The organism is Nannocystis sp. RBIL2 (assembly GCF_026626745.1).
Taxonomy (GTDB): Bacteria; Myxococcota_A; Polyangia; order Nannocystales; family Nannocystaceae; genus Nannocystis.
On the sequence record NZ_JAPNJW010000001.1, the window covers coordinates 3,560,584 to 3,573,912 of the forward strand.

Consider the following 13,329-nt stretch of genomic DNA (forward strand, 5'->3'; position numbering starts at 1 on the left):
CGGCCCATGAGCAGCGCCCGCCAGCCGCACCTCACAGCCCGCCTCCAAGGATTCGGCACCACGATCTTCACCGAGATGACGCGCCTTGCGATTCAATTCGGCGCGGTCAACCTCGGCCAGGGCTTCCCCAACTTTGATGGACCCGACTTCATCAAAGAAGCCGCGATCGCTGCGATCCGCGCCGGCGCCAACCAGTACTCTCGCATGAGCGGCCTGCCCGAGCTGAATCGCGCGATCGCGGCGCACCAGCAGCGCTTCTACGACCTCTCTTACGATCCCGACAGTGAGGTCACCGTGTACTCCGGCGCGACCGAGGCCATCTGCGCGACGCTGCAAGCGCTGTGCGACACCGGCGACGAGGTCGTGCTGTTCGAGCCCTTCTACGACTCCTATCGCGCCAGCGTCACCATGGCCGGCGCGGTCCCGAAGGTCGTCACGCTGCACGCGCCTGACTTCGCGTACCGGCCCGAAGAGCTCGAAGCGGTCATTACCCCCAAGACTCGGGCAATTCTTCTGAACACCCCGCACAACCCCACTGGGAAGGTTTTTACGCGCAGCGAGCTCGAGCATATCGCGAGCCTCTGCCAGCGCTTCGACCTCATCGCCATCACCGACGAAGTGTACGAGCACCTCGTGTATGAGGGCTCGCACGTGCCGCTCGCGACGCTCCCCGGGATGCGTGAGCGCACCGTGCTGATCTCCTCCTCGGGCAAGACCTTCAGCTTCACCGGCTGGAAGGTCGGACACACGTGCGCGCCTCCGGCGCTCAGCGCTGCGATTCGCTGTGCGCACCAATTCGTGACCTTCTGCACGGCTACACCGTTCCAGCACGCGCTCGCCAAGGCCTTCGTCGCCCACGACGCCTTCTTCACCGGCCTCGTCGCCGAGTACCGCGCGCGCCGCGATCGTCTGTGCCAGGGCCTGCGCGAGCTCGGCTTCGGCGTGCTCGCGCCGGCCGGTGCGTACTTCGTCATGACCGACATCCGCCCGCTCGGATACGCCGACGACGTCGAGTTCTGCCGCATGTTGCCGGAGCAGGTCGGCGTCGCCGCGATCCCGCCGTCGTCGTTCTACGAGCGCCCGGCGAACGGCCGTCACCTGGTGCGCTGGGCCTTCTGCAAGACCGACGACGTGCTCGACGAGGGCCTGCGTCGCCTGCAGAAGCTGCCGCGCCGCGCGCCGCTGGCGAGCGCGGGCGGATAGACTATCACGCATGACCCGAAGGACAGCACGCAGGGGGACCGGAGCATGAAGATCGCGGCGATCCAGAGCGACATCGCGTGGGAGGACCCGGAGGCCAACTTCACTCGCCTGCGCCCGTGGGTGGCCGCGGCGGCCGCCGCGGGCGCCAAGCTGGTGGTGCTGCCCGAGATGTTCGCCTGCGGCTTCTCGATGACGACCGCCAAGATCGCCGAGCCGCCCGGCGGGCCCTCGACCCGCTTCCTCGAGCACCAGGCGCGTCAGCACGACCTGTGGATCTGCGGCAGCGTGCCCGAGGTGCCGCTCGGCGAGGCCAAGCCCTACAACACGCTCGTGCTCGCCAGCCCGCACGGCCAGGTCGTCCGCTACCGCAAGATCCACCCGTTCTCGTTCGCCAAGGAGCACGAGCACTACGGCGCCGGCAGCGACCACATCACCGTCGACGTCGAAGGCCTGCGCTGCACCCTGTTCGTCTGCTACGACCTCCGCTTCGCCGACGAGTTCTGGGGCCGCGCCGAGCAGACCGACGCCTACGTCGTGGTCGCCAACTGGCCCGAGCGCCGGCGCCACCACTGGACCACCCTGCTGCAGGCCCGTGCGATCGAGAACCAGGCCTACGTCGTCGGCGTCAACCGCGTCGGCCACGGCAACGGCCTCGACTACAGCGGCGACAGCCGCATCGTCGACCCCTGGGGCGAGGTGCTCGCGGCCGCCGCCGGCGGGGAGACGATGGTGCTCGCCGACGTCCGCCCCGAGGTCGTCCGCGACGCGCGCGAGCGCTTCCCTGTCCTCAAAGACAGGCGCAAGCCCTAGCCGCGTCGCCCGCTCCCACCTGCCCCGAAGGACAGGTGGAACCTCCGGCCGCCGCGCCGCCTCGCGCGGGCCCGCCGACAGGCTGTCCGCACAGACATGTCCCATCAGACATCCTCGCCGAGCGCCAGCAGCGCGGCGCGAGTGATCACCAGCGGCGTGAACGTCAGCGCCCCGAAGCCGCACGCGACCGTCTGCCGGGCCCACGCCGCGTCGTCGTCGCCGACGATCGCCAGCAGCGCGGCCGGCCCGCCGCGGCGCAGCCCGAGCAGCGCCGCGTAGCACGGCCACAGGTACGCCCGCGCCTGCTCCTCGCGCGCGGGCGGGACCACCACCGCCAGCCACGTCGACGGCCCGCCGAGCCGGTGGAGCGCGAACGCCAGGTCGGCCGACCACTCGTGCCCGTGGGCGTAAAGCTGAGTATCGCCGACGTCGACCGGCTCGGCCCGGGCCGGCTGCTCGAGCTCCCAGCCGAGCAGGCGGTGCAGCGCGAGGACGACAAGCTCGGGCCGGCGATGCAGGAGGCCGAGGACTGGATCGACGGGCGAGGCGCACACCCGCGGGGCCATGCACGCCGCGCCGCGGCCCGGGCTCGCGCGAAATCCCCTGTCCTTTCGCGCAGCCGCCTCACCCGACCCGTCCCGCCCGCGGGACACGTCCAGCCGGCGGGACGCGCTGCCGGGCCCTACTCGGCCGGCACGTGGACCACGAGGTCGCCGCCCTTGCGCTTCAGGCACACCGCGCACGCGTCGGGCACCAGCGCCTCCTCGTAGCGCGGCTCGAAGGTCTCCTCGACCACCGCCTCGCCGTCGCGCTCGACCGCGACCACGAACTTCGCCGGGCCGCTCCAGGTGTTGCCGCGGATCTCGAGCACCTCGATCTGAAGGCCGGTCTCACCCGCGTGGGCCACGATCGACAGGGTGCCGTCGTCCTCGCCGTCCTCGAAGGGGGTGAAGAAGTCGAGCGCGCAGTCCTCGGCCGGCAGCGCGCAGCTCCACGTCTCCTCGGCGTAGTCGGTGGCCACGCGGAACGTGTACGCCCCGGCCCGCAGCCGCCCGCCGGGCTGGCCGTCGTCGACCACGGTGAGCGGCACGGAGGCCTCGCAGCTCGAGTTCATGCAGATCCCCGACGACTTGTTGCAGCCCGCCGCCGCGAGAACCAGTCCCAAGAACCATGTCCGTTGCAGCATGTCCTCTCCTTCATGCCCTCAAGAGCATCCGCGGCGACAGCAGCACCGTGTCGCGCGCCCCCGCCGGCTCGCCCGCGACCATGCTCCTGTCGCCGACTTCGATCGGGCCGAAGCGCCGATTCGCGCGGCCGATCTGCCGCAAGAGCGTCCGCTGGAGGCTCGCCAAGCCCGGCCGGCATACCAGGGCGGGGGCGGCGCAGCAACCGCCTGTTCACAGGACCGAGCGCACGAGCGCGACCAGCCGCGGCGCCTCGCGCACGAGGTCGGCCAGCGCGACGTCGCGGCGCGAACGGAACACGAAGCCGATGAGCCGGTCGTGCTGGCGCCACATCACCAGGTATGCCGACTCCGAGCTCGTGCGGCCGAGGTCGACGCTCGACAGCTGCTTGAAGCCGACCGAGAGGCCATCGATGAGCTCGACGCGCGGCATGCCCTGGATCGCCGCGTCGGCCTCCGCTCGCCGCACCGCCAGCTCCGACGAGCCGCCCGGCACCTCCTGGTAGATCGGCTCGAACTGCGTGCTGGTGTCGACCGCGCCCCCGAGGGCTCGCCCGATCTCCACCGCCACCGGCACCACCTGCTCGCCCTTCTGCAGCACCGCCTCGATGCCCGACGACGACGCCTCCGCGCCCTGGCGCAACCAGGCCTTGGCCGCCTCGGACAGCTCGCCGAGGCCGAGCTGCCCCGCCCAGGCGCGGGCCGCCCGCGCCGCCTCCGCGGTGCGCGAGCCGGCCATCTCGGCCATCTCCGCGGCCCGCGTGCGGCCCTCGGGCGCGTCGCACCCGGAGACGGCCGCTCCGACCAGGAGCCATGTCCACAGCCGACTTCGCACGCCTCAAGTCTAGCAGATCCAGCGCCGCTGCCTGACGCCGGTCTCGGTATACTGCGCGCGCGTGTCCGTCCTGCGCACGATCGTCAGCTCCTCGCGCGCCCTCGTCACCGGCGCCAAGGACGTCGCCCGCTTCCGCGAGATCGCCACCGTCTTCGTGCGTCACGGCTTCGGCTGGTGGGTCGCCCAGCTCAAGCTCCGACGCGAGCTGCAGATCGAGCTCACCGGTGGCGAGCTGACCCGCGCCACCGTCGGCAGCGCCGACACCGGCAAGCGCCTCGTCGCCGCGTTTACGCAGCTCGGCCCGACCTTCGTCAAGCTCGGCCAGATCCTCTCGACCCGGCCCGACCTGCTGTCCGACGCCGTCATCCGCGAGCTCACCTGTCTGCAAGACCAGGTCTCGCCCCTGCCCTTCGAGCAGATCGAGGCCCAGCTGCGCAGCAACCTCGGGCCCAAGTGGCGCGAGCAGTTCGCCGAGATCGACGAGGCCCCGCTGGCCTCGGCCAGCATCGCCCAGGTCCACCGCGCCACCCTCAAGACCGGCGAGCGCGTGGTCCTCAAGGTCCAGCGGCCCGGCCTGCGCCCGAAGATCGCCAGCGACCTCAACATCTTGCTGGCGACCGCCGGCTACGTCGAGGAGGCCTTCCCCGAGGCCGCGGCGATGGACCTCGTCGGCGTCATCCGCGGGTTCGCCAAGTCGCTCGCGCAGGAGCTCGACTTCTGCGTCGAGGCCCGCAACATCGCCCGCTTCCACCGCAACTTCTCGAGCGACGACAACGTCCGCGTCCCCACCGTCTACGACGCGCTCAGCACCGAGGAGGTGCTGTGCATGGAGTTCGTCGAGGGCCGCAAGTTCAGCGAGGTGCTGCAGTCCGGCGAGGACACCCGCCCGCTCGTCGAGGTGTACTTCAAGACCGCCTACAAGATGCTGTTCATCGACGGCTTTTTCCACGGCGACCTGCACCCCGGCAACGTGTTCGTGCAGGAGGGCGGCCGCCTGGCGATCATCGACTGCGGCATGGTCGGCCGCCTGTCGCCGTCGATGAAGGACAAGCTGATCGACATCCTGTGGGCGGTCATGTCGGAGGACATGGAGGCGCTGGCGCGCTCGTTCTACGCCCTGGCGATCCCGACCGCCGGCAAGGTCGACTACGCCGCGTTCGAGGCCGACGTGGTCGAGATCGCCGAGCGCTACCTCGGCGGCGTGCCGCTGTCGGAGCTGCAGATCGGCGAGCTGTTCGGCGAGCTCGTCGCCGGCGCCACGCGCCACCGCGTGCGCATGCCGACCGACTTCACGATGATGTTCAAGGCGATCCTCACCACCGAAGGCCTGGCCCGCTCGATCGCCCCCGACGTCGACCCGCTCGAGCAGGCGCGTCCGTTCATCTCGCAGATGATCCAGGACCGCTACAGCAGCGAGCGGATCAAGCAGACCCTGCTGGCCGACTTCCACCTGCTGTCCCGCGCGGCCCACAGCCTGCCGCAGCGCTTGCCCGCGCTGCTCGAGGACGTCCACGAGGGCCGCCTCGCCGTCGGCCTCGCGCCCGCGTCGCTGACGGCGCTCGACAAGGCGGCCGAGCGGCGCATGAACCAGGGCGTACGCGCCGCGCTGACGATCACTTGCATCGCCTGCGGCACGTACGCCCTCGGCCTCGGTCTGCCGGCGACGTCGCCGATCGGGATCCCGTGGATCTCGACCGTGTTCTACGCGGCCGCCGCCTACGGCGTGATCGGCCTGCGCTGGCGCTCGTGAGCGCGGCTCACTGGCAGAAGCCGGACTGACCCGGGAACGGCAGGTCGCACACGTTGCTGGCGCAGTCCTCGTTGGTGCTGCACGGGGCGAACGTCCCGCCGTCGCTGCAGTAGCCGACCACCGCGTTGGGCTGGTCCTTGACGCACTTCCAGTCGGCCGGGCAGTTCGCCACCTCGGTGCACAGGCCGATCAGGCAGATCTTGTCCTTGTCGGGCAGAAGGCCGTTGTTGCACACCGCGCCCTCGGTGCCGGTCGGGCAGGTGTCGTCCTGCGAGCAGTACGGCAGCGTGTAGCAGCTCGCCTTGTCCTCCGATTCCTGGAAGCACACCGCGTTCGACTCGCAACCGTCGTCGACCGGCGAGGGGGTGCACTGGGTCGGCGGCGGCGGGGTGCTGCAGAAGCCGCTCTTGCACACCTGGCCCTCGGCGCAAGGCACCTCGGGGCAGGTCGTGACCTCCTTGTTGTGGCACAGCATGTCGGTGTCGGTCGCGCAGAACTGGTTCTCGGCGCAGTCGCCGTCGCTGGTGCAGCCGATCGCGCAGATGCCGTTCCAGCAGAACTGGCCGTCCGGGCAGGCGTTGGCGGCGCTGCAGGGCGCGTTCGGATCGCCGCTGGGATCGCCGCTGGGATCGGTCGGGGTGCCGCTGGGATTGGTCGAAGCGGTCGAGGCGCCGTCGGTCTCGTCCGAGCTGTCGGTGCCGTCGCCGAGCGAGGCGTTGCAGGCCGCGAGGCACAGGGCGGCGAAGAGCGAGCGGAGCTTCAAGGTAGTCGTGGTCTTCATGGCGTCGTTCTCTCGTTCCATCGGTTCGTTACCGCGGCGGCGATTTTTCAGCGGAGCGGAGCCCTGAGGTTCCTCAACCCGAGGCCCGCGTGAGCCAGTGAATACGCAGCGCGGCTATCTGCCCGGAAATTCCATCTTTAGACATGACAAAAGAGACATGTACGATCGTACATGTCTCACAGGGCTCTCACCGAGCTGTTTACGCGCCGGCGCAGCTGCTCTTGACCCGCGGCGCGTGCGTCGAGTCCGGCCACTTGTCCAGCATGTCCCGCGCGACCCGCCGCGCGTCGGCCACGCGACCCGCCAGGCACAGCGCCTCGACGTGATAGGCGAGCCGCTCCTGCACCAACTGTCCGCGGACACCGAAGCGCCGCGCGTGCTCGTCGACGCCGGCCAGGGCGCGAGCGCTGTCGCCCTGCTTGAGGGCGCCGCGGATCTGGGCGATCAGCTTCAGCTCGGCGGCGAAGTCCGCGGGCTCCTCTTCCACCGGCGCCTCGGCCTTCGCCTTGGTGCGCGGCTTCTTCTTGATCTCCTGCGGCTCTTCGGGGACCGGCTCAGGAGCGGGCGCCTCGATCACCGGAGATTTCAGCGCAGGCGCAGGCGCAGGCGCCTCCACCCCTGCGGGTGTCGGCGTCGACGCGGGAATTTCAAGCCTGGCCTCGGGGACAGCTTCGATCGGCGCCGCGACGGCCACGACCGGCGCCGCCGCGGGCCTATCGCGGGCGGCCCACACCCCGACCGCAGCCGCGATGAGCGCGAGCCCGGCGATCACCTTGAGGGTCACCCCGCCGCCCGCGGCCTTCCCGAGGGTCGCAGGCGCGACATCGGCGCCGCTCGGCGGAGCTGGCCCATGGGCCAGGCGGTGCTCGACGGCGGCCCAGATCCGGTCCTCCGCGCCCGGCTCGGGCACGGCCTCGCGTTCGGCGCGGAGCAGGTCTTCGAGCCTGTCGGACTGCATCAGCGCACCTCCGTCCGCGCCGCCGCAGGCAACGCACGCTCGAGCTGCTGCCGCGCCGCTCGCAGCCGCGAGTACACGGTGTTGACGTTGAGCCCGAGGCCGGCGGCGATCTCCTGCGCAGTCATGCCCTCGAGCTCGGCGAGGACGAACACCGCCCGGCGCTCGTCGTCGAGCTGGTCGAGCAATTTTATTAAAGTGTCGGTCGCGTCCTTGCGCGCGTAGGGGTCGGAGCCGCCGTCCTCGGCGTGGGCCTCGGCGAAGGCCTCGACGCGCCGCAGGTGCCGCGAGGCGCTGCGCCGGTGGAGCTGGACCACGCGCATGGTGATGGCGAACAGCCAGGTCCGCATCGAGGCCTCGCCGCGGAACTCGGTCAGCCTGCGCGCGACGATCAGGAACACGTCCTGGACGACATCGTCGAGCGCGGGCGCGGGCGCGCCGAGCCGCCGGGCGCTGCGCCACACGAACTGGAAGTGCTCGCGGTAGGCCGCCACCAGCGCGGGGCTGGGCGGAGCGGCGGCTTGGGCGGCGGCGGACATGGACTCGCGGGTTTGTGACCGGCTCCGCGAATTATCATCACGACGGGTCACGGAAATCGGACTTCCACCGCGAGCAGCGCGCGGACGCTCGCCAGGGCGCTGCGATAGATCTCCCCGAGGTTCTCCACGACGAACCTGGGCCTTACGACGTGGACCGCGCCCTCGACGATCCCGCCGACCGCGACCCGCGGGTGGACCGCGTAGAACACGCCGGGCGCCAGGTGCAGGGCGACGAACAGCTGGCGCGCCTCGCTGGTGATCTCGTAGCCGACCCCGCGGCCGTAGAGGGCGCCGAGCTCGAGGCCGGCGCACAGCGGGAACTCGAACTTGCGCGCGTGCAGCAGCGGACACCCGCGCACCGCGCCGACCGCGAGCTGCAGGTCGGCGCCGCGGTCCGGCGTGTCGTCGAAGCGCGCCCGTCGCAGCGGGCCGTAGCCGACCTCGAACTCGAGCCGCGCGCGCGGCCAGATCAGCGCCGGCGTGAGTCGTAATAATGCGCCGACGCCTGGCAGGTCGCCAAAGCTCAGGCCGGCACCGAGGCGCACGCCGCCGCGCACGCGCCTCTCCTTCTTCTTCTTCTCCGGGGGCGGCTTCGGCGGCTCGGGCTCGGGCTGCGCAGGCTCGGCGGGCGCAGGCTCGGGCTCGGGCGCTGGGGGCTCCGGTTCGGGCAGCGGCTCGGGGTCCTCGACCGTCCTGGCTTCGGCCGCGACCTCGGCGGCGTCTGTCTCTTCGGACATGCGCTCGAGGACCGACGGATCGATCGCCATCGCCGCGATCAAAGCCCCCGCGCGCGCGAGGGCGTCGCACTGCGCGTGTGTCAGCGACCGCTGCAGGGTGCCCTCGTCGCTGACGGTCCACAGCCTCAGATCGAAGCCGCCGCCGGGCTCCTGGCGGACGCGGGCGATGGCGGTGAGCCGCGGCCCCTTGCGCTCGACCAGCAGTCCGCCGAGCAGTCGCTCGAGCTCGGCGACGACCTCGGCCTCGACCGGGCAGCTCGCGGGCGCGTCCCAGCGAAACTCTACGACCGGCCGTGGACTCGCGGGTGCAGCCAGCACCGGCTCCGCCGCGCCCGCCCACAGCGTCGCGACCAGACCGATGTGAAGCCTCCCCACGCGCGCGCGAGGATCGTCCGCCGCAGCCGACATTTCAACGGCGAAAACCCGCGCGCACGACCGCGCCCTAGGACAGCCCACGACGGCGCATGAAAGCCGCCTTGTTCTTGGCGCCGCGGCGCTCCAGGGCCGGCCGCAGCCACGCGCGCAGGCGCGGCGACAGATAGCCCAGAGTCGCCAGCTTGCCTGACGCGAAGGGCAGATCGATCTCCACCGGGCTGCGCGTGTCCTGGATGCACGCGAGCACCGCCTCCGCGCACTGCTCGGGGGTGCTCATCGGCTGCGAGAAGGTCAGGTTGCTGACGCCCTGGATGTCGGAGTCGAAGAAGCTGCTGTCGACCGGGCCGGGGTTGACGTTGGCGATCCGGATGTCGCGACGCGCGAGGTCCTCGGCGGCCGCCAGTGCCCAGAAGCGCAGCCCCGCCTTGGACCCCGAGTACACCGCCGAACCGGGCACGCCGAGCTTGCCCGCCAGGCTGGCGACGTTGACGATGCAGCCGCCCGCGCGCATGTGGTCGGCGGCGATCCGCGTCAGCACCACCGGCGCAGTCAGGTTGACGTTGAAGATCTCGGCGAGCGCCTCCGGCGGGTGGCGCAGCATGTCGCCGCGGTAGTGGACGCCGGCGTTGTTGACCAGCACGTCGAGGCCGCCGAAGCGCGTGACCACCTGGTCGATGAGCCATGTCAATCGGGACAGGTCGCCGACGTCGCACGCGATCGCCACTGCGCCCGTGCCGACCTCGGCGGCCGCCGCCTCGAGCTTGGCGGCCGTGCGCGCTACCATCACGACGCGCATGCCCGACTGGTGCAGCAACTTGGCCGTCGCCAGGCCGATGCCCGACGACGCGCCGGTGACGAGCGCGACCCTGTCTTTGAGCTCCACGGCGGCGACGCTAGCAAAACCCTGCCTAAAAGAAACGAGCCTCGATCGCGGCCGATCGGGGCTCGTACACCTCGGACCTTCGAGCCTTAAAAAGGCCGAGCCCCGTTCCTCGCGGAACGGGGCTCGTGCGCGCGCGTCCGGGTCAGCGGACGCGGGCGGGGCTCACATGTCCATGCCGCCCATGCCGCCACCCGGGTGACCGCCGCCGCCAGCCGCGGGGGCTTCCTTCTTGGGCTTCTCGGCGATCATCGCCTCGGTGGTCAGCATCATGCCGGCGACCGAAGCGGCGTGCTGCAGCGCGGTGCGGACGACCTTCGTCGGGTCGATGACGCCGTCCTTGACGAGGTCGACGTACTGGCCGCTGCGGGCGTTGTAGCCGAACGCACCCTCACCGCCGCGGACGGCGTTGATGACGACCGACGGCTCGGCGCCGGCGTTCGCCACGATCTGGCGCAGGGGCTCCTCGATCGCGCGACGGATGATGCTGATGCCGACGCTCTGCTCGTGCGTCGGGGCCTTGACGTTCTCGAGCTCCTTCTGGGCGCGGATGAGGGCGACGCCGCCACCGGGGACGATGCCCTCCTCGACGGCCGCGCGGGTCGCGTGGAGCGCGTCCTCGACGCGAGCCTTCTTCTCCTTCATCTCGACCTCGGACGCCGCGCCGACCTTGATCACGGCGACGCCGCCGACCAGCTTGGCGAGGCGCTCCTGCAGCTTCTCGCGGTCGTAGTCCGACGAGGTCTCGTCGATCTGGGCACGGATCTGCTTGACGCGGGCCTGGATGTCGGCCTTCTTGCCGCCGCCGTCGACGATCGTGGTGTTGTCCTTGTCGATCGTGACCTGCTTGGCGGTGCCGAGGTCCTTCAGGGTCAGGTTCTCGAGCTTCTCGCCGAGGTCCTCGGTGAGCGCCTTGCCGCCGGTCAGGACGGCGATGTCCTTGAGCATCTCCTTGCGGCGGTCGCCGAAGCCCGGGGCCTTGACGGCGGCGACGTGGAGGGCGCCGCGGATCTTGTTGACCACGAGGGTGGCCAGCGCCTCACCGTCGACGTCCTCGGCGATGATGAGGAGGCTGCGGCCCTGCTTGGCGACCTGCTCGAGCACCGGCAGCAGGTCCTTCATCGTCGAGACCTTCTTCTCGTAGCAGAGGATATAGGGCTCCTGCAGCGAGACGACCATGCGCTCCTGGTCGGTGATGAAGTACGGGCTGAGGTAGCCGCGGTCGAACTGCATGCCCTCGACCACGTCGAGGTCGGTCGTCGAGGACTTGTTCTCCTCGACGGTGATCACGCCCTCCTTGCCGACCTTGCTCATCGCCTTGCTGATGAGCTTGCCGATCTCCTCGTCGCCGTTGGCGGAGATCGTGCCGACCTGCGCGACTTCCTCGTCGCTGCTGGTGGCCTTCGACAGGTTGCCCTTGATGAAGCCGATCAGCGCCTCGACGGCGATGTCGATGCCGCGCTTGAGCTCCATCGGGTCGTGGCCCGCGGCGACCATCTTCAGGCCCTCGCGGTAGATCGCCTGGGCGAGCACGGTCGCGGTCGTCGTGCCGTCGCCGGCGATGTCGGAGGTCTTCGAGGCGACCTCCTTGACCATCTGCGCGCCCATGTTCTCGAACTTGTCCTCGAGCTCGATCTCCTTGGCCACGGTCACGCCGTCCTTCGTGACCGTCGGGGAGCCCCAGGACTTCTCGATCACCACGTTACGGCCGCGCGGCCCGAGGGTGACCTTGACCGCGTCGGCGAGGATGTTGACCCCGCGCAGGATCGCGTGACGAGCGGACTCTTCGAAACGAACTTCTTTGGCAGCCATGATGTGTGTCTCGTGTGTGGGTGAGAAAAAACGGTTGCGTCGTCGGGCCCGCTCAGGCCTCGAGGATGGCGAGGATCTCGTCCTCGCGCAGGATCATGTGCTCCTCACCGTCGAGCTTGATCTCGGTGCCGGAGTACTTGCCGAACAGGACCTTGTCGCCCGCCTTGACCTCGAGCGGGGTGCGCTTGCCGTTGTCGTCGACCTTGCCCGGACCGGCCGAGATCACCACGCCCTTGGCGGGCTTCTCCTTCGCGGAGTCGGGGATGAAAAGACCACCGGCGGTCTTCTCCTCCTCGGACATGCGCTTCACCAGCACGCGATCGTTCAAGGGACGAACCTTCGTCGTTGTCATCTGCGGTCTCTCCTGGGATTTCCGATGCAGGCCCCGTGGGGGGAAGATGCTGTTCGCGGTTGCGAGCGTTCCCGCGCGACTTCGCCTAACTCTGCGCAATCGCCGTGAAAATTTGCGGGGGCTCGGTTAGCAATCACCCATGTAGGAGTGCTAACGCGGCGCGGAGTGTAAAGCGAGTCCCAACCCGGTCAACCCCTCCTGTCGGGGCGTTATCGGCTCGGAATCCGTGCGGTTAACTCACATAATTGGCTTGCTTGGTCGGTCGTCTCTGGTAGCGTGGGAAAATAGGAATCTTCCCATGCCCGAGCCAGAACTTCGTTTTGCAGGCACCCTCGAGTCCTTCTTCTACGACCGCGTGGCCCAGGGAAAGACCGGTAGCTCGCTGCCGACCGAGGTTGGGGCCTATGTGGTCCACATGCTCGCCGACCACGTGCGCCGGACCAGCGTCGCCGGTCGCACCGCCGGGCCGCTGGCGCTGCAGTACCTCGCGGCCCGCGAGCAACAGGGCGCCCGGCGGGCTCAGGCGCTGCGAGCGGTCGGCGATCGGGCGCTGTTCATCGCCGGGGTCGTCCCGCACAGCATCGACCGCACCCCGGTCGACCTGCGCTACGTGCGCTCCATCGGCACCAGCGCGTATCGCCAGATCGGCGAGCCCTCCGTGTTCCGCACCCTCGCGGTCACGTTCGAGGCCGCCGCCGAGGCGATCTCCGAGGCCACCGACAGCTGTCCGGACGGCGACCTGCTCGGCCTCTACGAGCGCTGGCAGAAGTACGGCGACCGGCGAGACGAGCAGCGCCTCGGCGCCGCCGGCGTCGTCCTGGTGCGGGGCAAGCGCGACGTCCTGCAGTGACCCGCGAACTCGAGTGCGCCGCCCGCTCGGCGCACTCCAATATGGAAGTGACGCGAACACTATCGCTGCGAGCAAGTCGGCCCGGTACGGCGCCCTCGGGCTCGAGGTGAACCACGCAAGACTTCGAGGCACTCTGAGCTCGCCGAAGCATGCCACCGCGTGCGGTCTCGGCGAGCGTCACGGTCGCAGGACAGTGTTGTCGATCAGGCTCACCCACCGAAGAACGCCACCACCGCGTGCGGTCTCGGCGAGCGTCACGGTCGCAGT

The 13,329-nt window shown here is 70.1% G+C and carries 14 protein-coding genes; 4 read left to right on the plus strand and 10 right to left on the minus strand.

Annotated elements, in window-relative coordinates; genetic code table 11:
- Window positions 1-6: 6 nt before the first annotated feature.
- Together OV090_RS13920 and OV090_RS13925 are read left to right on the plus strand one after the other, a co-directional pair.
- Complete coding sequence (locus OV090_RS13920; protein ID WP_267704107.1) at window positions 7-1,203, plus strand: methionine aminotransferase; 1,197 nt, start codon at window positions 7-9, stop codon at window positions 1,201-1,203.
- Between the two features lie 45 nt (window positions 1,204-1,248).
- The gene (locus OV090_RS13925) at window positions 1,249-2,013 is read left to right on the plus strand and encodes a carbon-nitrogen family hydrolase (protein WP_267704108.1); all 765 of its coding nucleotides are present in this window, start codon (window positions 1,249-1,251) and stop codon (window positions 2,011-2,013) included.
- A 104-nt stretch (window positions 2,014-2,117) separates the two neighbouring features.
- On the opposite strand, the gene OV090_RS13930 is transcribed toward OV090_RS13925, so the two are convergent.
- The 3 genes from OV090_RS13930 to OV090_RS13940 form a co-directional block, all read right to left on the minus strand.
- Entirely contained in the window at window positions 2,118-2,567 is a 450-nt protein-coding gene (locus tag OV090_RS13930) for a hypothetical protein (protein WP_267704109.1), read from the minus strand.
- A gap of 128 nt (window positions 2,568-2,695) precedes the next feature.
- On the minus strand, window positions 2,696-3,199 hold the full coding sequence (locus tag OV090_RS13935) for a hypothetical protein (RefSeq protein ID WP_267704110.1): 504 nt from the start codon (window positions 3,197-3,199) through the stop codon (window positions 2,696-2,698).
- Window positions 3,200-3,410: 211 nt separating this feature from the next.
- Entirely contained in the window at window positions 3,411-4,031 is a 621-nt protein-coding gene (locus tag OV090_RS13940; protein WP_267704111.1) for a hypothetical protein, read from the minus strand.
- A gap of 61 nt (window positions 4,032-4,092) precedes the next feature.
- Between OV090_RS13940 and OV090_RS13945 the strand changes: the two genes are divergently transcribed.
- Entirely contained in the window at window positions 4,093-5,781 is a 1,689-nt protein-coding gene (locus OV090_RS13945) for an AarF/ABC1/UbiB kinase family protein (protein WP_267704112.1), read from the plus strand.
- 7 nt (window positions 5,782-5,788) lie between these two features.
- Here the strand turns inward: OV090_RS13945 and OV090_RS13950 are convergent, their stop codons facing one another.
- The 7 genes from OV090_RS13950 to groES all read right to left on the minus strand — a co-directional run bounded on the left by OV090_RS13950 (window position 5,789) and on the right by groES (window position 12,212).
- Window positions 5,789-6,583, minus strand: coding sequence for a hypothetical protein (locus tag OV090_RS13950; RefSeq protein WP_267704113.1), 795 nt, complete (start codon window positions 6,581-6,583; stop codon window positions 5,789-5,791).
- Window positions 6,584-6,761: 178 nt separating this feature from the next.
- Entirely contained in the window at window positions 6,762-7,520 is a 759-nt protein-coding gene (locus OV090_RS13955) for a hypothetical protein (RefSeq protein ID WP_267704114.1), read from the minus strand.
- Complete coding sequence (locus tag OV090_RS13960) at window positions 7,520-8,056, minus strand: sigma-70 family RNA polymerase sigma factor (RefSeq protein ID WP_267704115.1); 537 nt, start codon at window positions 8,054-8,056, stop codon at window positions 7,520-7,522. Before OV090_RS13960 ends, OV090_RS13955 begins: the two co-directional genes overlap by 1 nt.
- A 47-nt stretch (window positions 8,057-8,103) precedes the next feature.
- Window positions 8,104-9,168, minus strand: coding sequence for a hypothetical protein (locus tag OV090_RS13965; protein ID WP_267704116.1), 1,065 nt, complete (start codon window positions 9,166-9,168; stop codon window positions 8,104-8,106).
- Window positions 9,169-9,235: 67 nt separating this feature from the next.
- Window positions 9,236-10,051, minus strand: coding sequence for an SDR family oxidoreductase (locus OV090_RS13970; RefSeq protein ID WP_267704117.1), 816 nt, complete (start codon window positions 10,049-10,051; stop codon window positions 9,236-9,238).
- Window positions 10,052-10,213: 162 nt separating this feature from the next.
- Window positions 10,214-11,860, minus strand: coding sequence for a chaperonin GroEL (gene groL, locus OV090_RS13975; protein ID WP_267704118.1), 1,647 nt, complete (start codon window positions 11,858-11,860; stop codon window positions 10,214-10,216).
- A 52-nt stretch (window positions 11,861-11,912) separates the two neighbouring features.
- The gene (gene groES, locus OV090_RS13980; protein ID WP_096330647.1) at window positions 11,913-12,212 is read right to left on the minus strand and encodes a co-chaperone GroES; all 300 of its coding nucleotides are present in this window, start codon (window positions 12,210-12,212) and stop codon (window positions 11,913-11,915) included.
- A 298-nt stretch (window positions 12,213-12,510) separates the two neighbouring features.
- Between groES and OV090_RS13985 the strand changes: the two genes are divergently transcribed.
- Window positions 12,511-13,062 (plus strand): hypothetical protein, encoded by a 552-nt coding sequence (locus OV090_RS13985; protein WP_267704119.1) that lies wholly within the window; start codon window positions 12,511-12,513, stop codon window positions 13,060-13,062.
- Window positions 13,063-13,329 lie beyond the last annotated feature (267 nt).

What these genes read in the sequence shown, in the direction of transcription:
- groES (WP_096330647.1), bottom strand. Translation starts at nt 12,212, where the DNA reads ATGACAACGACGAAGGTTCGTCCCTTGAACGATCGCGTGCTGGTGAAG.
- OV090_RS13925 (WP_267704108.1), top strand. Translation starts at nt 1,249, where the DNA reads ATGAAGATCGCGGCGATCCAGAGCGACATCGCGTGGGAGGACCCGGAG.
- OV090_RS13950 (WP_267704113.1), bottom strand. Translation starts at nt 6,583, where the DNA reads ATGGAACGAGAGAACGACGCCATGAAGACCACGACTACCTTGAAGCTC.
- OV090_RS13985 (WP_267704119.1), top strand. Translation starts at nt 12,511, where the DNA reads ATGCCCGAGCCAGAACTTCGTTTTGCAGGCACCCTCGAGTCCTTCTTC.
- OV090_RS13955 (WP_267704114.1), bottom strand. Translation starts at nt 7,520, where the DNA reads ATGCAGTCCGACAGGCTCGAAGACCTGCTCCGCGCCGAACGCGAGGCC.
- OV090_RS13960 (WP_267704115.1), bottom strand. Translation starts at nt 8,056, where the DNA reads ATGTCCGCCGCCGCCCAAGCCGCCGCTCCGCCCAGCCCCGCGCTGGTG.
- OV090_RS13935 (WP_267704110.1), bottom strand. Translation starts at nt 3,199, where the DNA reads ATGCTGCAACGGACATGGTTCTTGGGACTGGTTCTCGCGGCGGCGGGC.
- groL (WP_267704118.1), bottom strand. Translation starts at nt 11,860, where the DNA reads ATGGCTGCCAAAGAAGTTCGTTTCGAAGAGTCCGCTCGTCACGCGATC.
- OV090_RS13920 (WP_267704107.1), top strand. Translation starts at nt 7, where the DNA reads ATGAGCAGCGCCCGCCAGCCGCACCTCACAGCCCGCCTCCAAGGATTC.